The sequence below is a fragment of the Collimonas sp. genome (assembly GCF_035566555.1).
Classification (GTDB): Bacteria; Pseudomonadota; Gammaproteobacteria; order Burkholderiales; family Burkholderiaceae_D; genus Collimonas.
In genome coordinates, this window is sequence record NZ_DATMRB010000038.1 from 37,661 (window position 1) to 57,272 (window position 19,612).

At 62.5% G+C, this 19,612-nt stretch carries 17 protein-coding genes; 10 read left to right on the top strand and 7 right to left on the bottom strand.

The features are described from left to right. Positions 1–27: 27 nt before the first annotated feature. Positions 28–780 (bottom strand): L-asparaginase, encoded by a 753-nt coding sequence (locus VNZ65_RS05830; RefSeq protein ID WP_325666986.1) that lies wholly within the window; start codon positions 778–780, stop codon positions 28–30. 154 nt (positions 781–934) lie between these two features. Here VNZ65_RS05830 and VNZ65_RS05835 point away from each other — a divergent pair, with 154 nt between their 5' ends. From VNZ65_RS05835 to VNZ65_RS05850, 4 genes are read left to right on the top strand one after another with little or no spacing between them, the layout of a single operon-like run. After that, entirely contained in the window at positions 935–1,555 is a 621-nt protein-coding gene (locus tag VNZ65_RS05835; RefSeq protein WP_325666988.1) for a sorbitol dehydrogenase family protein, read from the top strand. A 2-nt stretch (positions 1,556–1,557) separates the two neighbouring features. After that, on the top strand, positions 1,558–3,159 hold the full coding sequence (locus VNZ65_RS05840) for a GMC family oxidoreductase (RefSeq protein WP_325666990.1): 1,602 nt from the start codon (positions 1,558–1,560) through the stop codon (positions 3,157–3,159). Then, complete coding sequence (locus VNZ65_RS05845) at positions 3,156–4,577, top strand: cytochrome c (RefSeq protein ID WP_325666992.1); 1,422 nt, start codon at positions 3,156–3,158, stop codon at positions 4,575–4,577. The genes VNZ65_RS05840 and VNZ65_RS05845 overlap by 4 nt, the downstream gene beginning before the upstream one ends. A 34-nt stretch (positions 4,578–4,611) precedes the next feature. Beyond that, entirely contained in the window at positions 4,612–5,097 is a 486-nt protein-coding gene (locus VNZ65_RS05850) for an asparaginase domain-containing protein (RefSeq protein WP_325666994.1), read from the top strand. Positions 5,098–5,201: 104 nt separating this feature from the next. Here VNZ65_RS05850 and VNZ65_RS05855 read toward each other — a convergent pair whose 3' ends face one another. From VNZ65_RS05855 to VNZ65_RS05880, 6 genes are all read right to left on the bottom strand, one after another. Then, positions 5,202–7,391, bottom strand: a complete 2,190-nt coding sequence (locus VNZ65_RS05855; RefSeq protein ID WP_325666996.1) for a M3 family metallopeptidase — start codon at positions 7,389–7,391, stop codon at positions 5,202–5,204. 167 nt (positions 7,392–7,558) lie between these two features. Continuing rightward, positions 7,559–8,635 carry a porin gene (locus VNZ65_RS05860; RefSeq protein ID WP_325666998.1) on the bottom strand — a complete coding sequence of 359 codons (1,077 nt, stop codon included), beginning with the start codon at positions 8,633–8,635 and terminating at the stop codon, positions 7,559–7,561. 228 nt (positions 8,636–8,863) lie between these two features. Then, complete coding sequence (locus tag VNZ65_RS05865; RefSeq protein ID WP_325667000.1) at positions 8,864–9,955, bottom strand: ABC transporter ATP-binding protein; 1,092 nt, start codon at positions 9,953–9,955, stop codon at positions 8,864–8,866. Between the two features lie 25 nt (positions 9,956–9,980). Next, the gene (locus VNZ65_RS05870; protein WP_325667002.1) at positions 9,981–11,786 is read right to left on the bottom strand and encodes an iron ABC transporter permease; all 1,806 of its coding nucleotides are present in this window, start codon (positions 11,784–11,786) and stop codon (positions 9,981–9,983) included. Between the two features lie 223 nt (positions 11,787–12,009). Next, entirely contained in the window at positions 12,010–13,110 is a 1,101-nt protein-coding gene (locus VNZ65_RS05875) for an ABC transporter substrate-binding protein (RefSeq protein WP_325667004.1), read from the bottom strand. 155 nt (positions 13,111–13,265) lie between these two features. Beyond that, positions 13,266–14,246: a Bug family tripartite tricarboxylate transporter substrate binding protein gene (locus VNZ65_RS05880; protein WP_325667006.1), complete on the bottom strand. Its 981-nt coding sequence runs from the start codon at positions 14,244–14,246 to the stop codon at positions 13,266–13,268. 189 nt (positions 14,247–14,435) lie between these two features. Between VNZ65_RS05880 and VNZ65_RS05885 the strand changes: the two genes are divergently transcribed. The 6 genes from VNZ65_RS05885 to VNZ65_RS05910 form a co-directional block, all read left to right on the top strand. Further along, positions 14,436–15,119 (top strand): response regulator, encoded by a 684-nt coding sequence (locus tag VNZ65_RS05885; protein ID WP_325667008.1) that lies wholly within the window; start codon positions 14,436–14,438, stop codon positions 15,117–15,119. Continuing rightward, a complete protein-coding gene (locus VNZ65_RS05890) occupies positions 15,116–16,609 on the top strand; it encodes a sensor histidine kinase (protein WP_325667010.1) in 1,494 nt (497 codons plus the stop codon). The genes VNZ65_RS05885 and VNZ65_RS05890 overlap by 4 nt, the downstream gene beginning before the upstream one ends. A gap of 66 nt (positions 16,610–16,675) precedes the next feature. Further along, on the top strand, positions 16,676–16,987 hold the full coding sequence (locus VNZ65_RS05895) for a metal-sensitive transcriptional regulator (RefSeq protein ID WP_325667012.1): 312 nt from the start codon (positions 16,676–16,678) through the stop codon (positions 16,985–16,987). 213 nt (positions 16,988–17,200) lie between these two features. Continuing rightward, positions 17,201–17,734, top strand: coding sequence for a type IV pilus modification protein PilV (gene pilV, locus VNZ65_RS05900; RefSeq protein WP_325667014.1), 534 nt, complete (start codon positions 17,201–17,203; stop codon positions 17,732–17,734). Continuing rightward, a complete protein-coding gene (locus tag VNZ65_RS05905; RefSeq protein ID WP_325667016.1) occupies positions 17,731–18,243 on the top strand; it encodes a pilus assembly PilX family protein in 513 nt (170 codons plus the stop codon). The genes pilV and VNZ65_RS05905 overlap by 4 nt, the downstream gene beginning before the upstream one ends. Positions 18,244–18,273: 30 nt before the next feature. Further along, positions 18,274–19,612 (top strand): pilus assembly protein (locus VNZ65_RS05910; protein WP_325667018.1); only part of this gene is annotated, 1,339 nt, incomplete at its 3' end.

The following is a 19,612-nucleotide window of genomic DNA, read 5'->3' on the forward strand; positions in this document are numbered from 1 at the left end:
GGCATGGATGCCCACCCTACGGTTGAATCAGTCGTCGTCGGCGCCGTTCGGCAGGATCAGCTTGTTCAGCCTGGCCGCCGGCATCGCCAGCGTGGTGTCGCGCCACATGCCTTGCCAGCCGGGCGGCCACGGCAGCGGCGGGCCGCTGTATTCCGGCAGGTTCTGGCGTACCAGGATCACCGGCAGGCTGTCCGGCATCGGACCTTCGCTCCAGCCCAGGCTGAAGGCGTAATCGGGCAGCAAGGCGTCGCATACCTTGGCAAACCAGTTGCTATGGTCCTCATCGCGCCCGAGCGCCTGCGCCAGCCCGTGCGGATCGAACTGGGCCAGCGCGCTGGCCAGCTCGGGCACGCTGGCGCCCGGCTGGTCGCCCCAGCCCATGATGGGATTGAAGTTGTAGTCGGCGCCGGAGCCGTACCAGCCTTCGCGCCGCGGCCTTTCCATCCAGCTGCGCCGGCCGCAGAACAGATGCCAGCGCCAGTGCAGGCCGGAGGGTTTGGGCCAACTGTACAGGTACAGGCGCTGATAGCCGGCGTCATGCAGTTCGCGCACCATCGCCATCAGGCGCGCATGCGGCATGCGGTCCGGCGGCGCCCGGCGGAACAGGATCGGTTCGCCGTCCGCATGCTGCAATTCGTCTGAAGACAGGCTCAGATCGAGGGTCCGCTTCTCGCTGCCGAAACGCGCAGAGACCCAGCCGGTCAGCAGATTGACCGACGTGATGACGCCGTAGCCGCGGAAGCGGTGGAAAATGACGGTGCCGGGAGCGATGGGTTTCATGATCTGGAATTCTGTAAAAAAGCGCGCATGCAAAAATCAAATGTTACCAGTGTAGCCGCTGCGCCGCGTTTTCCAAGGACTGGAGAAAGGCGCAACATCGATTTGCTTTGCTGAGTATAATCAGGCTACCCCCAAGGCAGAAAGGACTAGCCATATGAAGCAACGTCCACTAGTAGTCGACGAGCGATCAAGCAACCAGCCCATCAGCAAAACCCTCGGCAATGGCGGGTTTTCCGCCAGCAGACGCAACCTCATGTTGCTGGCCGGCGCAAGTTTCGCCATGATGAGCATCCCCCACTGGCTGCAGCAAGCCTCAGCCCAGAGTATCACTCCTGCCGCCCCTCCCGCTGGCGCTAACAATCAGCAACAATCAAACTTCATGGCTCTGTCGGCATTGCTGACCGCTAGCCCCAAGCTCAATCCGCGCACCGGCGCCAGGATTTATAGCGCACTGAGCACGCAGGCGATCGAGTTTGAAAAGCAGGCGGCGGCCTTGTGGCAATACAGCCAGGATCACAAGATCCAGGATGTCGATAACCTGGCTGCGGCAGTCGCCAGCGATAGCGCATTGTCGCTGCTGCTGCACCGTATCGTCAGCGCCTGGTACCTGGGCGTGGTGGGCGACGGCGGCGTGACCGGAGGCGCCAAGGTGATCGCCTTCGAGCAGGCGCTGATGTTCGACCAGGTGCGCGATGCAGTCGTCGTGCCGACTTATTGCCGTGCCGCTCCCGGCTACTGGGTGACCCAGCCGGCAGTATTGAAAGCGAGGGCTTGACCATGGCTGACAACTTGTCTGCAGATGTAGTGATTGTCGGTTCCGGCGTCGCCGGCGCCCTGGTGGCGCATCAGCTGGCCTCTTCCGGCGCCTCGGTGCTGGTGCTGGAAGCCGGGCCGCGGCTGGAGCGCTGGCGCATCGTTGAAAATTATCGCAACACGCCTAGCAAAGACGATTTCATGGTGCCCTACCCGTCCACCAAATATGCGCCGCATCCCGAATACACGCCGGAAAACAATTACCTGATTCTCAAGGGCACGCACAAGTACAACTCGCAGTACATCCGCGCGGTCGGCGGCACTACCTGGCACTGGGCCGCGGCCGCCTGGCGCTTCCTGCCCAACGACTTCCGCATGAAAACGCTGTATGGCGTCGGCCGCGACTGGCCGATCAGCTACGACGAACTGGAACCCTATTACTACCGGGCCGAAGTCGAGCTGGGCGTGTCCGGCCCCAACGACGGCACCGATCTCGGTTCGCCGCGCAAGCAGCCCTATCCGATGGATCATTTGCCGCTGTCGTGGAACGACCAGCGCTTCAGCGCCGTGGTCAACGCCAACGGCCACAAGGTGGTGTCGGAGCCGGTGGCGCGCAACAGCCGCGCCTACGATGAGCGGCCTAACTGCTGCGGCAACAACAACTGCATGCCGATCTGCCCGATCGCGGCCATGTACAGCGGCATCATCCACGTCGAGAAGGCAGAAAAAGCCGGCGCCAGGGTGCTGCCCGACGCCGTTGTCTACCGCATCGAGGTGGATGCCAAGGAACGCATCAGCGCAGTCCACTACAAGGATCCGGACGGCGCCAGCCACCGGGTGACCGGCAAGTATTTCGTACTGGCGGCGAACGGCATCGAGATTCCCAAGCTGATGCTGATCTCGACCGACGACAAGCACAAGAACGGCGTCGGCAACAGCTCGGACCAGGTCGGCCGCAACCTGATGGACCATCCCGGCACCGGTGTCACCTTCCTCGCCAATGAAGATTTGTGGCCGGGGCGCGGACCGATCGAAATGACTTCCATGGTGGACATGCGCGATGGTCCTTTCCGTGCGGAATACGCCGCCAAGAAACTGCACCTGAACAATATGGCGCAGACCAACCATGCTGCGCAAAGCGCCTTGAAGGATGGCCTGGTCGGCCTCAAGCTGAACCAGGAAATCCGCCGCCGCGCGGCGCGTACGGTCAACATCAACAGCTTCCACGACATCTTGCCGAATCCGGAAAACCGCATACGGCCAAGCGGCGAGAAGCGCGACGCGCTCGGCATTCCGCAGCCGGAGATCACTTATTCGATCGACGACTACGTCAAGAAAAGCGCCGTGATGACGCATGACACCTATGCCAGCATCGCCGCCATGTTCGGCGGCACCGAAGTCAAGTTCGACGACGATTTCGCGCCCAACAACCACATCATGGGCGCCGTCATCATGGGTGGCGATCCGCGCGATTCGGTGGTCGACGCCCATTGCCGTTCGCACGACCATGAAAATCTGTTCATCGCCAGCAGCGCGGTGATGCCGGTGGCTGGCACGGTCAATTGCACGCTGACGATCGCCGCCCTGTCGCTGCGCATCGCCGATACCTTGAGGACAGTGCTATGACGGCCCGCTCGCAAATCTCTACCTGGTGCGGCGGCCTGGCGCTGGCGGCCGGCCTGGTGCATGGCGCCTTTGCCGCCGACGCGGTTGCCAACACTGCGCCCAACGCTGACCAGATCAAGCGCGGCGAATACCTGGCCAAGGCCGCGGACTGCATCGCCTGCCACACGGTCGATCCGGCCAAGCCCTTTGCCGGCGGCTATCCGCTGGCGACGCCGTTCGGCACCATCTACGGCCCGAATATCACGGCCGACAAGGAAACCGGCATCGGCGACTGGAGCGACGACCAGTTCGTGCGCGCGCTGCACGAAGGCATCGACGATGAAGGCAAGCGGCTCTACCCCGCTTTCCCTTACGCTTCCTTCACCAAGCTGTCGCGCGACGATGTGCTGGCGATCAAGGCCTATCTGTTCAGCCTGCCGCCGATACAGCAAAAAATGCCGGAAAACAAATTGCCCTTCCCGCTTAACCAGCGTTGGCTGATGGCCGGCTGGAACCTGTTCAATTTCACGCCGGGCGAACTGAAGACGGATACGGCCAAGAGCCCGGAATGGAACCGCGGCAATTATCTGGTCAACGGCCTGGCGCATTGCCAGGAATGCCACACGCCGCGCAACCTGACCATGGGGCTGGATCTCAAGCGCTCCTTTGGCGGCGCCCAGCTGGGCGGCTGGACCGCGTTCAACATCAGCCCCGATCCGGTCAGCGGCGTCGGCGGCTGGAAGGACGAGGAACTGGTGCAGTACCTGAAAACCGGCGTCGTGCCAGGCAAGGCCTCGGCTGCAGGCGGCATGGCGGAAGCCATCGAACACAGCTTGCAGTACCTGACCGATGACGACCTGAAAGCGATCGTCACCTATCTGCGCAGCGCGCCGGCGGTCAGCGATGCTGCCGACAAGAAGCCGCGTTATGCCTGGGGCCAGCCGGCCGACGACGATGCCGAAATCCGCGGCATTGCCGCGGTGTCGGTCAGCAGCAATGCTTCCGGCGGCGCCGAGCTGTTCAGCGGCAACTGCGCCAGTTGTCACTCTGCCAGCGGCAGCGGCGTGGTCGGCGGCTACTATCCGTCGCTGTTCAACAACAGCGTGGTTGGCGCCCGCGATCCCGGCAACCTGCTGATGGTGATCTTGAATGGCGTGCAACGCCGCGGCGCCAAGGAAGAAACCTTCATGCCTGGCTTCGCCGGCCACCTGAATGACGGCCAGATCGCCATGCTGGCCAACTACGTGGTCAAGCAGTACGGCCATGCCGATACGCCGCCGATCACGCCGGAGCAGGTCAAAGTGCAGCGCCAGGGGGGACCAGCCTCGCCCCTGATCACATTATTGCCGGTGGGACTGGCGGCGGCAGCGCTGATCGTGGTATTTATACTGTTTTCACTGTTCAGGCGCGGCGGCCGTCGCCGCTCCAAGCCGTCCTGACACAGCCACATTATAAAAAAGGAAACGGATTCTCATGGCTTTACGCATCATCGCCACCGGCGGCACTTTCGATAAACACTACGACGAGATCGCCGGCAAGCTGACCTTTGCCGCCAGCCATCTGCCGCAGGTGATCGAGCGCGCCCGCATCACCACGGAAATCGCGCTGGAAGAACTGCCGCTGCTCGATTCGCTCGACATGCAGGACATTGACCGCCGGCGCGTGCTGGCGTCTTGTTCGCATGCCAGGGAAGAGGCGATCGTCATCATCCACGGCACTGACACCATGCGCGAGACGGCCGCAGTGCTGGGTGCGGCCACGCTGGACAAGACCATCGTGGTGACCGGCGCGATGATTCCCTACGCCATCGCCAATTCCGACGCTCTGTTCAATTTCGGCTTTGCCTGCGGTATCGCGCAAGCCCTGCCGCATGGCGTGTACGTGGCGATGAACGGCAAGATTTTTGCCTGGGACAAGGTCACCAAGAACCGTACCGCCGGGGTGTTTGAACCGCTCTAACTGCCATGGCGTAGGGTGGGCACGGTTTTGTGCCCACGCGAGACCTGAACAGACGAAAAAAAACGGGGCAGATTTTCTGCCCCGTTTTCATTTGTGCTTGCAGCTTAAGGATTCTTGACGCCAGTCAGGCCACGCGCCTCCAGCAGCGGCCCGACATCCGGGCCGCGGCCGTAGAAATCCTTGAACAAGGCGCTCGGATCTTCGCTGAAACCGCGCGACAGCACCTTGGCGCGCAGCAGGTCGCCATTGGCGCGTTTCAGGCCGCCGTGGGTGTTCATCCAGTGCTCGGTATCCTTGGCCAGCACGTCGCTCCAGATATAGGCGTAGTAACCGGCGGAATAACCGCTGGCGAAGATGTGCGAGAAGTAGGTGGTGTGGTAGCGCGGCGGCACCACATAACCCTTGGCGTGGCCCAGCGCCTTGGCTTCAAACGCCATCACGTCGGTGACATCCGGGGTCTGGTTGGTCGACAGCTGGTGCCAGGACTGGTCCAGCATCGCCGCCGCCAGATACTCGGAGGTTTCGTAGCCGGCGCTGAACTTGCGCGCCGCCAGCAGCTTCTTGAAGAGCGCGCGCGGCATCGGCTTGCCGCTTTCGTAATGGGTGGCATAGTGCGCCAGCACCTTCGGATCGTAGGACCACATTTCATTGAACTGCGACGGGTATTCGACAAAGTCGGGCGGCACCGAGGCGCCCGAGAACATCGGATATTCGACGTTCGAGAACAAGCCGTGCAAGCCATGGCCGAACTCGTGGAACATGGTGTTGACTTCGTCGAAGGTCAGCAGCACCGGTTTGCCTGCCGGCGGCTTGGCGATGTTGATATTGTTCGATACCACCGCTTTAGTGCCGAACAGACGCGACTGCGACACATAGGTGTTCATCCAGGCGCCGCCCTGCTTGTTGTCGCGCGCGAACGGGTCGAACAGGAACAGGCCCAGTGCCGAACCGTCTTCGTTGAATACCTCGAAGACGCGCACATCCTGCTGGTATACCGGCAAGTCGGTGCGTTCCTTGAAGCTCACGCCGTACAGCTCGTGGGCGGCGTAGAACACGCCTTCCTGCAGCACATGGTTGAGTTCGAAGTAAGGCTTGATCTGGGATTCGTCGAAGTTGTAGCGCGCCTTGCGCACCTGTTCAGAGTAAAAACCCCAGTCCCACGGCTGCAGCTTGAACGGCTTGGTATGGCTGGCCTTGGCCTGGCGCTCGATCAGCTGCTGCATGACGGCCGCATCCTTGCGCGCGATAGCGTTGGCGGGCGGCGCCAGCTGCGCCAGCATCTTGTTGACTGCGGCCGGCGTGCCCGCGGTTTCTTCTTCCAGCACATAGGCCGCGTGGTTTGGATAACCCAGCAGCGCAGCGCGCTGGGCGCGCAGCTTGACGATCTGAGCCACATTGCCGACGTTGTCGCCGGCGCCGCCATCGCCGCGGTTGATCGAGGCTTTATAGACGCGTTCGCGCAGCTGGCGGTTCTTAAGCTGCATCAATACCGGCTGGTCGGTGGTGTTTTGCAGCGTGATCAGCCATTTGCCTTCCAGCTTGCGGTTTTCGGCGGCTTGCGCAGCGGCGGCGATGCCCTCGGGCGACAGACCGTCCAGGTCGGCCAGCTTGTCGACTACCACCGCGCCTTCATTGCTGGATTTCAGCAGGTTTTGCTGGAATTGCGTGGTCAGCGAGGAAATCTGCTGGTTCATCTTGCGCAGCTGGTCTTTTTCCGCCGGCGACAGACGCGCGCCGGCTCTGACGAAATCGGTCCGGTAACGTTCCAGCAAACGCAGCGACTCGGGATCGAGACCCAGGCTGGCGCGCTGCTGGTACAACTGCTCGATACGGGCGAACAGGGCGGGATCGAGATAAATCGCATCCTCATGCTCGGCCAGCTTGGGCGCGATATCCTGCTGGGTCTGGTCCAGCACAGGGCTGGTGTTGGCGCTGATCAGGTTGAAGAAGACATCCTTGACCCGTCCCAGCATCTGGCCGGAGCGTTCCAGCGCCACGATAGTGTTGTCAAAGGTCGGCGCGGCCGGATTGGCGGCGATGGCGCTGACTTCCTGGCGCTGCTGCGCCATGCCGGCTTCGAACGACGGCTGGTAGTCGGAATCCTTGATCTTGTCGAAAGGCGGCAAGTTGTAAGGCAGGGAGCTGATCTGCGCAAAAGGCGAAGATGCGGCATAGGCCGCGGTGGCGGTTGCGGCATCCTGCGAAGCCTTGGTCGGCACATCGCAAGCCATCAAGCTGATGGCCGCGCTCACCATCAATCCGCATACCGTGATACGTCTCGTCGAAACTTGCATCTATTCTCCTGGTGTGAGTACGGCAATTGTTATTTTGACGAAACATTCTACGCCGCATTCGTGAAGAATGGATGAGGGTTTGCTGCTTGAATTTCCAGGTCAGGAAAGATTGAAATGGCGGGCCGGGCCGGCGCCATGCAGTGCTGTCCGGCCCGTGTCCTGCAGGTTTAGAAACGGTGCTGAATGCCGCCGATGATGCCGGTCTGGCTGCTGCCGTAGGCGATATCGTCACGCGAAAGCCCGACCAGCTGCTGGTTCTTGGCCTTGGCATAGGCCGCGCTCAGGTACAGGTCGGTCCGCTTCGACAGCGCGTACTTGCCGCGCACCGAATACATGATCGGATCGGCGTCCTTGCCGCTCGGGAGGTTCTTGATGTTCTGGTAGTAGATGGCGCCGATCAGCGTTACTACCGGCGTCACCTTGTAGCTGGCGCCGCCCCAGAAGAAATCGCTGCGCAGGTCGGGTGCATTCGAGGCCAGCGTTTTCTTGTAATTGCGATAACCCAGGTTCAGGTCCAGGTTACCGTTGAGCTGATAATCGCCGGCCAGGTGGATGCTGGTGGCCTTGTCGAAAGCGCTGTTGGTCGCGCTGGCGGCGGCGCTGTTGACGCGGTCGAAGGTGGCGGCGATGCGGAACGGACCGTTTTCATAGCCCACGCCGAGATCGTATTTGGCGCTGTCGGTGGTGCTGCCGGCGGTCTCGCCGAAGCCGTAGGTGGCGCCCAGCTTGAAGCCGCCGAACTTGCCCTGGTACTTGAGGATGTTCGACAGATTGGTCGGCATGCCATCCTTGCGGCCGCCGGTGGCGCCGGCCGAAGTCACCCACGAATACTGGCCGGAATAGCCCATGGGATCGAAGGGCAGGATGAAATCATAGGTGGTGGTGAACGAACGGCCGATGACCAGGCGGCCGAAGCTGCCCTCCAGGCCGACATTGGCCTGGCGGTTGAACAGCACGCCGGCGCTGTCGAACTCGCCGGTGTCGACCTTGAAGCCGTTTTCCAGCTGGAACACGGCTTTCAAGCCGCCGCCCAGGTCTTCGGTGCCGCGAAAGCCGATGCGCGAGGTATTCATCGCGCCGGAACTGACGCGCACCAGGCTGTCCTGCTTGGCATTGGCGTGATTGACATACTCGATCCCGGTATCGATGATGCCGTAGATGCTGACATTGGTTTGCGCGTAGGCGCCGGACGCCAATGTTCCGAGCGCGGCCAGGGTTGCCGCCGCCAGGTAGTTTCTTTTCATGTTGCTTCCTCCGTTATGGTATTTTTTTGTTGGCTGTGCGATTGCTGAGCAGCTGCACAAAGGCTGTTGTGTAACGTCTCCCCCTTTCTATGGCTTTTGCTGATTCAACGTTTTCGTAGGGTGGGCGCCCGTACCCACGCGGAGGCGGCGGGATACGAACCTCCGGGACGCGAAAGTCCGGGATCCCGATTTCTGCGGCACGGCGTGGGCACGGGGTGCCCACCCTGCTTAGAAGGCCCACAGCGCCTCTTGCGGCAACTGCAGCCAGTACTCGCCCGGCGCCAGGCGTTGCCGCGCATAGGCGCGCAGGACGCTGCTGTCGGCGCCGCTTTCAGCGTTGTTACGGAACACGCATTCCCAGCGGTCGCCCAGGTACATGCAAGTCGCCAGCGGCAGCTTGATGCTGTTTTCCACCGGCGCGTCGGAAATATTGACCTGCTCGACGCGGATAATGGCGATCGCTTCCGTGGAATCATTGCTGGCCGCGGCGCCGCGCAGCGTCGCCGTGACGTTGCCGCCTTCCACCTGCAGCAAGGCGCGGGCGCCGTCGCGCTGCAGCAGCCTGGCCGGCAGGCGGTTGTTGCTGCCCATGAATTCCGCCGTGAACAAGGTGTCCGGCGTCTCGTACATGCTTTGCGGCGTGCCCTGCTGTTCGATCTTGCCGTTGTTGAGCAGCAGGATGCGGTCCGAGATCGCCATCGCCTCGGCCTGGTCGTGCGTCACCATCAGCGCAGACAGGCCGAGCCGCACGATCAGCTCGCGCAGGAAGGCGCGCGCTTCTTCGCGCAGCTTGGCGTCCAGGTTGGAGAGCGGCTCGTCGAGCAGGATCACCGGCGGGTTGTACACCAGCGCGCGGGCGATCGCCACCCGTTGCTGCTGGCCGCCCGAGAGCTGGTGCGGAAAGCGGTCGCCCAGGTGGCCGAGGCCAAGCTGGCCGAGCACGGTCTTGACCCGCGCGGCGATATCGCTGCTGCTCATCTTGCGCAGCTTGAGGCCGTAGCCGACATTGTCGGACACGGTCTTGTGCGGCCACAAGGCGTACGACTGGAACACCAGCCCGAGATTGCGTTCTTCGGCCGGGATTTCCAGCTTGCGCTGGCCATCGAACATGATCCGTTCGCCGATCTGGATGCTGCCCGCTTTCGGCGACTCCAGGCCGGCGACAGCGCGCAGCAAGGTGGTTTTGCCGCTGCCGGATGGCCCCAGCAGGGCGACCACTTCGCCGCGCTGCAATTCCATCGATACGCCCTTGAGGATAGGATTGGCGCTGGCGCCGCTGCCGTAGTCGAGATGCAGGTTGTTGACACTTAATTCGCTCATGATGATTTCCTGTTTTCTGAAGTACTTAATCGTGCAGCTTGATGCCGAAGCGCAGCGCGATGCCGAGGCCGATGGCCACCAGCGTGATGTTGATAAAGGACAGCGTCGCCACCAGGTCGACCGAGCCGGACGCCCACAGCGAGACGATCAGCGCACCGATCACTTCGGTGCCGGGCGACAGCAGATACACGCCGGTGGAGTATTCGCGTTCGAAGATCAGGAACACCATCAGCCAGGCCCCCAGCACGCCGTAGCGCACCAGCGGCAGGGTAACGTCGCGCGTCACTTGCGAACGGCGCGCACCGACGGCGCGGGCAGCTTCTTCCAGTTCCGGTCCGACCTGCAGCAGCGCCGTCGTGATCAGGCGCAAGCCATACGCCAGCCACACCACGGAATACGCCAGCCACACCGAGAAAATGGTGGAACGCAATTCGCGCAATTGCGGAATGAAATTTTCCACCAGCCAGTTGGCGACCACGTTGTCAAAGCCCTTCAGGAAGCTGTCGAGGAAAGACGGCACGAACAGGAAAACCCACAGGAACGACAAGCCGGCCAGCAAGCCCGGCACGGCGCGCGGAATCAGCACGCTGTAGTCGAGGAAGCGGGTGATGCCGTCGGCCTTGCGGTGCATCGCCAGCGCGATGCAGCAATAGCAGGCCACCGCAATCGCGCCGCCGATGACGCCGATCAGGATGGTGTTGACGATGCCGCGCACCAGCGCCGGCTGTTCCCAGATGTCGCGGAAATGCTGGAAAGTCAACGCATCGAGTAGCGATACGCCGTAGCCCCAGTGCGACACGAAGGCGCGCAAGGCGATGCCCGACAAAGGAATCACGATGGTGAAAATCAGCCAGGCGGCGATCAGGCTGAACGCCAGCCATTTCCATTTGCCCAGCGGCAGCGCCTTCTGCCGCGCGCCCTTGCCCTTGATCGAGACATACTTGTTGGCCGAACGCAGCAGCCAGCGCTGTATCATCACCAGCGGCAAGGTCACCGCCACCAGGCACACCGCGACCGCCGCCATCAGGTGATAGGAAGGCGTGCCGAGCTTGTTGGTCAGCTTGTACAGATAGGTCGGCAACACCAGGTGGCCTTCCGGATCACCCAGCACCAGCACCAGGCCGAACACTTCAAAGCCAAGGAAAAACACCAGCACGCCGGCATACGCCAGCGCCGGCATGATCATCGGCAGCGACACGTTCAGCGCCACTTGCAGCGGCGAAGCGCCGGCCACGCGTGCAGCTTCCTCGACATCGGCGCCGAGGCTCTTCAGTGCGGCCGATGCGTACAGGTAAACGTGCGGCACGTGGGTCAGGCCGGCGATGATGACGATGCTGGGGAAGGCATACACATTCCAGGGCGTCGCTTCGATGCCGACCAGCCGCAGCAGGTCTTGCATCCAGACGGTATAGAAGCCGACCGGCCCCATCGATACGACATAGCCGAAGGCAATCACCATCGGCGATACGAAAATCGGCACCAGCAGCATCGGCGCGATCCAATTGCGGCCAGGCAGGTCGGTGCGCACCATCAGGAAGGCCAGCATGCCGCCCAGCGGCACCGCGATCAGGGCCAGGCCGCTGGCCAGCAGCAAGCCGTTAATGAAAGCCTGGCGGAAATCCGGATCGTCGAAGATGAAGCGATACGGTTCCAGGCTCAGGGTCTTGATGGGCGCAAAAAACGGCGCGGATAAAAAGCTTTGATAGAAAATCAGCAGCAGCGGCAGGAAAATCGCCACCGCCGCCAGCGTGACCACCAGTCCGCGCGGCCAGTTGATGCGCGCCAGCCGGGAGCGGCTGGCCAGCGGATGGGGAGGAGAAATCGAAGTCATAGTGTGTACCCTGCAGAAAAATCTGCGTCGTAGAAATCCGGCTATGCGCCGCCGGTCAGACGCTCCCGTCATTCCCGCGCACGCGGGAATCCAGGTTAGTAAGTCAAGTAAGCAAAAATGGATTCCCGCGTGCGCGGGAATGACCGGGGCGCGTAGCCGGGGTCGCCCAGACGTGGCCGACGAGGCGGGGTCGCCTAGACGTGGCCGCTTAGAGGCAGCTGATTTATTTCTTGCCCGCGGCAGCCTTCCATTGCTTGAGGAAAGCCAGGCGCTTGGTCTGGTCGAGGTATTGCAGCAAGGCCGGGGTCAGCGGAATCGGTTTGAGCGCATTGCCGAGCTGCGTCGTCAGGCCGGCCACGGTGGAATTGCCGCTGACATCCGAGCGCAGCGAATACAGCTGCGATTCGGTCGAGATGATGGTCTGGCCGCGCTTGGACAGCAGGTAATCGACCCACAGCTTGGCGGCGTTCATGTTCTTGGCCGACTTGTTGATGAACACCACGCGCGACAGCACCAGGTTGTAATCCTTGGTGAAAGCCACGCCCAGCGACGGGTCCTTGGCCGCGCGCGCCTGCGCATAGGAACCGATGACGTTGTAGCCGATCAGGTTCTCGCCCGAGGAAATCCGTTCCAGCATGGTGCCGGTGGACGACTGCACACGGATGCTGACATCGCCGAAGGTCTTGGCCAGGTCCCAGAATTGCGGATTGATCTGCGCATCTTCGGTGATGAAGGAAAAGCCGACACCGGATTTTTCGATATCGTAGGTGGTGACTTTGTTGCGGAACTTGTCTGCTTTTGTACTCAGCAGCTTGACCAGGTCGGCATGGGTGGACGGCACTTCGTCGGCGCTGACCAGGCGCTTGTTATAGACAATCGCCAGCGGCTCGAAAGTGGTGCCGTAGGCGCTGTCCTTGTAGTTGGCCCAGGCAGGAAGCGCTGCCGCTTCCTGCGATTTGTAGACCGCTCCGTAGCCTTCGCTGACCAGCTTGAACTGCAGGTCCATCGCCGACGACCACAACACATCGGCAGTGGCGCCGCCGGCGGCAGCTTCGGAGATGAAGCGGTTATACACTTCGGTCGAATTCATGTCGTTGAACTCGACCTTGACGCCGGGATAGAGCGCGCTGAAATCCTTGATCAGCGGTTCCGCCGCCTTGGAATCGGTGGCGCTGTAGATCACCAGCTTGCCTTCTTTCTTGGCGCCGTCGACCACCTTGGCGTAGTCAGCCGGATAGGCCGCCGGCGCTTGCGCAGATGCGTTCAGCGCCAGGCTGAATGTGAATACCGCAATTGCGGCTGCTAAGGGTTTCTTGATCAACATGGGTGTCGTCTCCTGATGGTTATGGGTGCTGCTGATGAATTCACTGTTAAAAGCCGCAGGCAACAGTCGAGCACGGGCCTACCGGCAGGTGGTAGCCACTTTGAGTCGCTTGCGGGAGGTTGCCGGGCCGGGGCCGCGGCGGGTTTATCCGAGGTTTATCTAATCAAGCCGAGCTGGTCCGATTGCTTGCGGTAGTCCGCAACGGTATTTTTTATGTAGACGGTCAGCTTGTCGCCGCTCATGGCGAATGGTGAAAGCCCGGTAGCGGCGCGCAGCTGCGCGAATTCCGGGGTCGCCATCATGGCGTCGAAGCGCTTGACCCAATGCTGGTAGGCGGCGTCGCTGACTTCCGGTCCGACATAGACGCCGCGGATGATCGGCCAGCTCACCGCCAGGCCCTGCTCGCGCGCGGTCGGCACCTGGGCCAGGGCGCTCGGCAAGCGTTGTTCCGACAGCACGGCAAGGATGCGGATTTCACCGTCCAGCGAATGCAAAGTGGCTTCCGAAGCGTCGCCGGAAACCACTTGCACATGGCCGGCGCGCAAGGCGGTAAAGGCTTCGCCGCCACCTTCCAGCGCAACGAAGCGCAAGGTCTTGGGATCGATCTGGCTTTGCTTGGCCAGCATGGAGATCTTCAGCCAGTCCTGGCTGCCGACGGTGCCGGCGGCGCCGATCGTGACCTGGGCCGGATTTTTCTTGAGCGCGGCCAGCAGGTCGCGCAAGGTTTTAAAGGGAGAGTCGGCGCGCACCGCGATCATGCCGTAGTCGACGCCGATGGCCGCCACCCAGCGCACATTGCCGACGTCGGCGTCGCCGTATTTGCCCTGCGCCAGGTTCATCAGCGAGCCGCCGGAAAACGCCACCAGGGTATCGGCCTCGGCGCGGCGCTGGCTGACGATGGAATTCCAGGCGACGGCGCCGATGCCGCCAGGCAGGTAACTGATTTTCAGCGGGGCTTCCCGGGCGTCGGCGACGGCGGGTATCTGCAAGCCTTTCTGGATCAGCTTGCAGGTGACAGCCATGCCGCCGCCCGGCTTGGCCGGGGCGAGGCATTGCAGCGGCGCTGCCTGCGCGCCGAAAGTGCCGAACGTGACGAATGCACCGAGTGCACAAATCCTGGCGATTGCGGAATTCATTGTCTCCTACCCATTCTGTTGTTATGCCTCCTGCGGCCGTGGCGGCGGCAGGGGTGAAACCGGGCTTTTATACGTTTTTTTGCATCATAGCGGCCCCAGTCTTTCATTTTCCTTTCACTCACATTTTGCCAACGCTGGCTTTCTGTGTGAGTATTAACGTCCTCTTTTTCAATCCCACTGCCGGAAGCCATGCGGATTTTACTGATTGAAGACCATGTCGAGCTGTCGCGCTGGCTGACCAAGGCATTGCAGGATGCCCACTGGTCGGTCGAATGCGCCATGAACGGCGCCGACGCCGACAGCCTGCTGCACACCCAGCAGTATGCACTAGTGATACTCGACCTCAGCCTGCCGAAAATGGATGGCCTGGAAGTCCTGAAGCGCTTGCGCGCACGCGGCAGCAAGACGCCGGTGCTGATCCTGACCGCGCGCGGCGGCTTGCAGGACCGCGTGCAAGGCTTGAACCTGGGCGCCGACGACTACCTGGCCAAACCCTTCGAGCTGGTCGAACTGGAAGCGCGCGTCAAGGCGCTGCTGCGGCGGGCCCAGGGCGGCGAAGCGCCGGTGTATAGCTGCGGCGCGCTGCAGTTCGACACGGTCACGCGCATGTTCAGCTACGGCGGCGCGGCGCTGGCGCTGACGCCGCGCGAGCATGCGGTGCTGGAAGTCTTGATCAGCCGCGCCGGCCGCGTGGTCTCCAAGGAAAAGCTGTTCGACGAAGTGTTCTCGCTGGTGGACGACGCCAATCCCGATGCAATTGAAATCTATATCCACCGGTTGCGCAAGAAACTGATCCGCAACGGCGCCGAAGCGGTCGCCATCACCACCCTGCGCGGCCTCGGCTACCTGCTGGAAGTCGCCGTCGAAAAATGACTGCCGCCGCCAGCACCGCCGCCAAACCCGCAAAATCGCTGGGCAGCTTGCGCAGCCAGCTGCTCAGCTGGCTGCTGATTCCCTTGCTGCTGCTGGTGGCGCTGGATGCTTTTTCGGTCTATCGCAATGCCCTCGATGTCGCCGACCTGGCGTATGACCGCGCCCTGCTCGCCTCCACCCGGGCGCTGGCGGAGCGCGTCTCGGTGGTGGATGGCAAGGTGGTCGCCGACGTCCCCTACGTCGCGCTGGACAGTTTTGAAACCGATACCCTGGGACGCATCTACTACAAGGTCACCGGCACCAACGGCGAATTCGTCTCAGGCTATGAAGACTTGCCGGCGCTGCCGCCGGATGTGCCGCGTTCGGAAATCTATCCGGCGCTGGTGCGCTTCTATCATGCCAGTTATCACAACCAGCCGGTGCGCATCGCCGCCCTGTATCAGCCGGTCTACGACGATTCAATGCGCGGCATCGCCCTGATACAGGTCGGTGAAACCATGGACGCGCGCAGCGACCTGACGCGCAAGATCCTGTTCAGCACCTTGTGGCGGCAAGGCCTTCTGGTGAGCGTGGCGGCGCTGCTGGTCTGGTTTGCGGTGCGCTTCGTGCTGCGCCCGCTGATGCAGCTGAAAGCGACGGTGGAAGCGCGCGCCAGCACCGACCTGGCCGATTTCGACGCTGACCAGGTGCACAAGGAAGTGCGGCCGCTGGTGGTCGCCATGAACGGCTACATGGGACGGCTGCAAACCCTGATCAGCGGCCAGCGCCGCTTCATCGCCGATGCCTCGCACCAGCTGCGCACGCCGCTGACGGTGCTCAAGACGCAAGCCGAACTGGCCCTGCGCGAGCTCGATCGCCATCCCGGCGATCCGCGCGCCTGGCAAGAGATGCGCGAGCTGGTCGCCAGCATGGCCGGCACTACTGACGCCACGGTGCACCTGGCAAACCGCCTGCTGACGCTGGCGCGCGCTGAACACGGCGTGGCCGAGAGCGGTGTGCAGCCGGTGTCGCTGACCGACATCACGCGCCAGGTCGGCCTGGAACACGCGCTTGCCGCCGTCAAGAAGCACATCGACCTGTCCTTCGATGCTGCACAGGAGCTGACGGTCGACGGCAATGGATTGCTGCTGCATGAACTGGTCAGCAATCTGCTGGACAATGCGATTCGCTATACTCCGGCCGGCGGCAAGGTGATCCTGCGTGTGCGCTACGACAGCGTGACGCAGCGCGCGCTGCTGGAAATAGAGGACAGCGGCATGGGCATTGCCGCGGAAGACCGCGAACGGGTCTTTTCGGCCTTCTACCGGGCGCCGTCGGCGCAGCAGCAGAATCCCAGCGGCGCCGGTCTCGGCCTGGCTATCGTGCGCGATATCGCTAGCTCGCATGGCGCACAGATCGTGCTCGGCGACGCCGGCGACGGCGCGGATGGCGCCGGCGGCCTGAAAGTCACACTGAGTTTTCCTTTGTCGTCGTTGCTGCATTCGACTTAGGGTTTGCGTTTTACCTCGACCTTGGTAAGCTAAGCGGCATGATGTTTCTGACGGAGGAGACCGGCTTTGAGCGATACGCCCATCAAGATGGTGCACGGCACGGCGCTGACCGATGCGCAGAAAAAGGATTTGCTGCATCGGCTGGCGCGGGTCGAAGGCCAGATCCGCGGCGTGCAGAAGCTGATCGCCAACGCCGCCGTGCCGGCCGACTGCGACAGCGTCGCCCAGCAGCTGGCGGCGGCGCGCAAGGCGCTGGACCGCGCCTTCATCACCTTGCTGACGGACGCCATCGTCACCCACAGCGCGGCCGCCGCCACGCCGGAGCAGGCCTTGCAGAGCGCGCAGCACCTGGCGGCGCTGCTGGACAAGTTCGGGTGAATATTCCTCTCGATTGAGGCACTCCTGAATCGCGTAGGGTGGGCACCTGTGCCCACGCGGACTCGTCTCGACAAGACATGGGCCAAAACTCTGTTCACCCTGCCAGAACGATTCGATACTGCTGCCGAACTTTAGGCGCATCCCTTATTTCTTTGGCGCCGGGTCATTCCTATAATTCCTTTCACAAGATGTGACGCTGAAAAGGAGCAAGGCATGATGGTGGCTGGCAATCGTTCCGCTGCGCAAGCCGGGATCGGCATGATAGAAGTCCTGGTGGCGATGGTGATCGTCGCTTTCGCCATGCTCGCCCTGATCGGCATGCAGACCACCGCCCTGCGCTATCAGAACAGCGCCCATTTGCGCGCCACGGCCAGCCAGTTCGGCGCCGATCTGGCCGAGCGCGTGCGCGCCAATCTCCGTGGCGCACAAGATGGCGCTTACAACTTGCCGCGGCAGGCCTATCCCGCGCTGGACACGCTGGCGCCGGCCTGTTTCAATCCAGGCCATTGCACCGCGCAGGAACTGGCGGCACAGGATCTCCACGACTGGCGCCGCCGTCTCGGCCGCGCACTCGCGGGAGGCTGGGGCGAAATCAGCGGTTCGGCAAGCCGTGGCTTCACGGTACGGGTGTACTTCCGCGATGCCAGCGTCGCTGCCGGCCAGTTTGCCGAAAATTGCCTACCGTCGGCCGCCGATCCTGCTAGTTACAAGGATGTGGCTTGCTTCGCTACCGCGTTCCTGCCATGACGCGGCTTCGCCATTGCCGGCAACGCGGCGCGGTGTTGCCGATGCTGCTGATCAGCTTGCTGGTGATGGCGTTTCTTGGCGCCAGCGCCTTGCGCACTGCCTTGCAGGAAGAAAAGATGGCCGCCAATGCCGACAGCCGGCAGCTGGCGTTCCAGGCCGCCGAACACGCCTTGCGCTTTTGCGAGCATCAGCTGCAGCTGACCCCGGTGACGATTCCGCAACTCCGGCAGGGACCGCCTGCAGCAGACGGCAGGCAATACTGGGAAATGGCCGACAGCTGGCGCAATGACGAGGTCTCCGTGGCGGTGGCGCGCATCGGCACTGAAGGTGTTGCGCCGGCCGCGCCGGCCCGCTGCCTGGTCGAGCGCCTGCAGCTTGAGGCCGATCTGCAATTTCGGCAATACGTACTGCCAGCGCCGCTAACGCGCCCCGCCTTCCGGATTACCGCGCGCGGCGTCGGCGCCAGCAATGCAGCGGTGGTTTTATTGCAGAGCTACCTGCTTCTATAAGCCGGATTTTTGCCGAGAGAATGCTGACCCATGAATCTCCTGTTTACCTGCATCTGCGCCATGGCCTTGATCCCGTCGCCTGCCTGCGCCGCCGAGACGCCGGATGAGCCGCCCTTCGTCTATGTCAGCAGTTACCAGGCGGGGTCGTGGCTGGGGCATGTCAAAGCCTATCCGGTCGGTGCTGACGGCGTTGACAAGACCGCGCTATGGGATGCGGCCGACCTGGTTCCGCCATGGCAGCTGCGCCATATCGGCACGACCTCGGGCGGCGGAAACGCCATTGCATTTGAATGGCCGCAGCTGGACGATGCACAAAGAACCATATTGTTATCGGAAAATCTGTTGGAGTACCTGAGAGGCAATGCGGCGCTGGAAGCCAGGAACGGCGCCGGCAGCTTCCGCAACCGCAAGGGCCGGCTGGGCGACATCATGTACTCCGCGCCGCTGTATGTCGGCGTCTCCGATTCCGCCTATCAGTTCCTGCCGGCCAGCGCCGGCGGCGCCGCCTATCTCGATTATGTCAAAAGCAAACGGCAGCGCCAGGCCATGCTGTATGTCGGCGCCAATGACGGCATGTTGCATGCTTTTGACGCCTTTAGCGGGATTGAAGCCAGCGCCTTTATTCCGCCAGCAGTATTTTCCGCGCTGCCTGAATTGAGCGAGAGCGACTACGTGCATCGCCCATACGTGGATGGCTTGCTGACGGTCGGCGACGCCTATCTGGCAACTGCCGGCGGCGCGGCCTGGACTTCCATTTTGCTGGGCGCAACCGGCGGCGGCGCCAGGAGCTTGTTCGCCCTTGACGTCAGCGCCCCGCCGGCTGCTGCATCCATACTTTGGCAACGAAGTGCAGACAACGACGGTAGCGGCGCCAGCGATGGCGACATGGGGTACTTGTCCGGGGAAGCGTTCGCCATCCGTTTGACCAATGGCGACTGGGCGGCAATCTACGGCAATGGCTATCAAAGCGACAATCTGGACGCCGTGCTGTATCTGGTCGCCTTGTCCAGCGGCCGTCTGATCAGGAAAATCACGCTCGGAAAAGGCGATGCCGAAACACCGAACGGCCTGGCGACGCCGGCCCTGGTGTTCAATCTGCAACGGGCGGTCAGCGCCGCCTACGCCGGCGATTTGCAAGGCCGGCTCTGGAAGGTCGACCTCGGCGCGATCCAGCCCCAGCGCGGGCAGACGGCCTTCAGCGGCACCGCCTTGTTCATCGCGGCTGACAGCAGCGGCAAGCTGCAATTGATCGCGCAACAGCCCTTGCTTGAGCAGCACGCCAAAGGTGGCGTTCTGGCCATGTTCAGCGGCGGCAAACCCGGCGACGGCCGGATTCCGGGCGCGGCGCAAAAGCAAAGCTTGTATGGCG

What these genes read in the sequence shown, in the direction of transcription:
- VNZ65_RS05880 (WP_325667006.1), bottom strand. Translation starts at nt 14,246, where the DNA reads ATGAATTCCGCAATCGCCAGGATTTGTGCACTCGGTGCATTCGTCACG.
- VNZ65_RS05850 (WP_325666994.1), top strand. Translation starts at nt 4,612, where the DNA reads ATGGCTTTACGCATCATCGCCACCGGCGGCACTTTCGATAAACACTAC.
- pilV (WP_325667014.1), top strand. Translation starts at nt 17,201, where the DNA reads ATGATGGTGGCTGGCAATCGTTCCGCTGCGCAAGCCGGGATCGGCATG.
- VNZ65_RS05885 (WP_325667008.1), top strand. Translation starts at nt 14,436, where the DNA reads ATGCGGATTTTACTGATTGAAGACCATGTCGAGCTGTCGCGCTGGCTG.
- VNZ65_RS05865 (WP_325667000.1), bottom strand. Translation starts at nt 9,955, where the DNA reads ATGAGCGAATTAAGTGTCAACAACCTGCATCTCGACTACGGCAGCGGC.
- VNZ65_RS05870 (WP_325667002.1), bottom strand. Translation starts at nt 11,786, where the DNA reads ATGACTTCGATTTCTCCTCCCCATCCGCTGGCCAGCCGCTCCCGGCTG.
- VNZ65_RS05860 (WP_325666998.1), bottom strand. Translation starts at nt 8,635, where the DNA reads ATGAAAAGAAACTACCTGGCGGCGGCAACCCTGGCCGCGCTCGGAACA.
- VNZ65_RS05845 (WP_325666992.1), top strand. Translation starts at nt 3,156, where the DNA reads ATGACGGCCCGCTCGCAAATCTCTACCTGGTGCGGCGGCCTGGCGCTG.
- VNZ65_RS05835 (WP_325666988.1), top strand. Translation starts at nt 935, where the DNA reads ATGAAGCAACGTCCACTAGTAGTCGACGAGCGATCAAGCAACCAGCCC.
- VNZ65_RS05840 (WP_325666990.1), top strand. Translation starts at nt 1,558, where the DNA reads ATGGCTGACAACTTGTCTGCAGATGTAGTGATTGTCGGTTCCGGCGTC.
- VNZ65_RS05905 (WP_325667016.1), top strand. Translation starts at nt 17,731, where the DNA reads ATGACGCGGCTTCGCCATTGCCGGCAACGCGGCGCGGTGTTGCCGATG.
- VNZ65_RS05855 (WP_325666996.1), bottom strand. Translation starts at nt 7,391, where the DNA reads ATGCAAGTTTCGACGAGACGTATCACGGTATGCGGATTGATGGTGAGC.
- VNZ65_RS05890 (WP_325667010.1), top strand. Translation starts at nt 15,116, where the DNA reads ATGACTGCCGCCGCCAGCACCGCCGCCAAACCCGCAAAATCGCTGGGC.
- VNZ65_RS05830 (WP_325666986.1), bottom strand. Translation starts at nt 780, where the DNA reads ATGAAACCCATCGCTCCCGGCACCGTCATTTTCCACCGCTTCCGCGGC.
- VNZ65_RS05875 (WP_325667004.1), bottom strand. Translation starts at nt 13,110, where the DNA reads ATGTTGATCAAGAAACCCTTAGCAGCCGCAATTGCGGTATTCACATTC.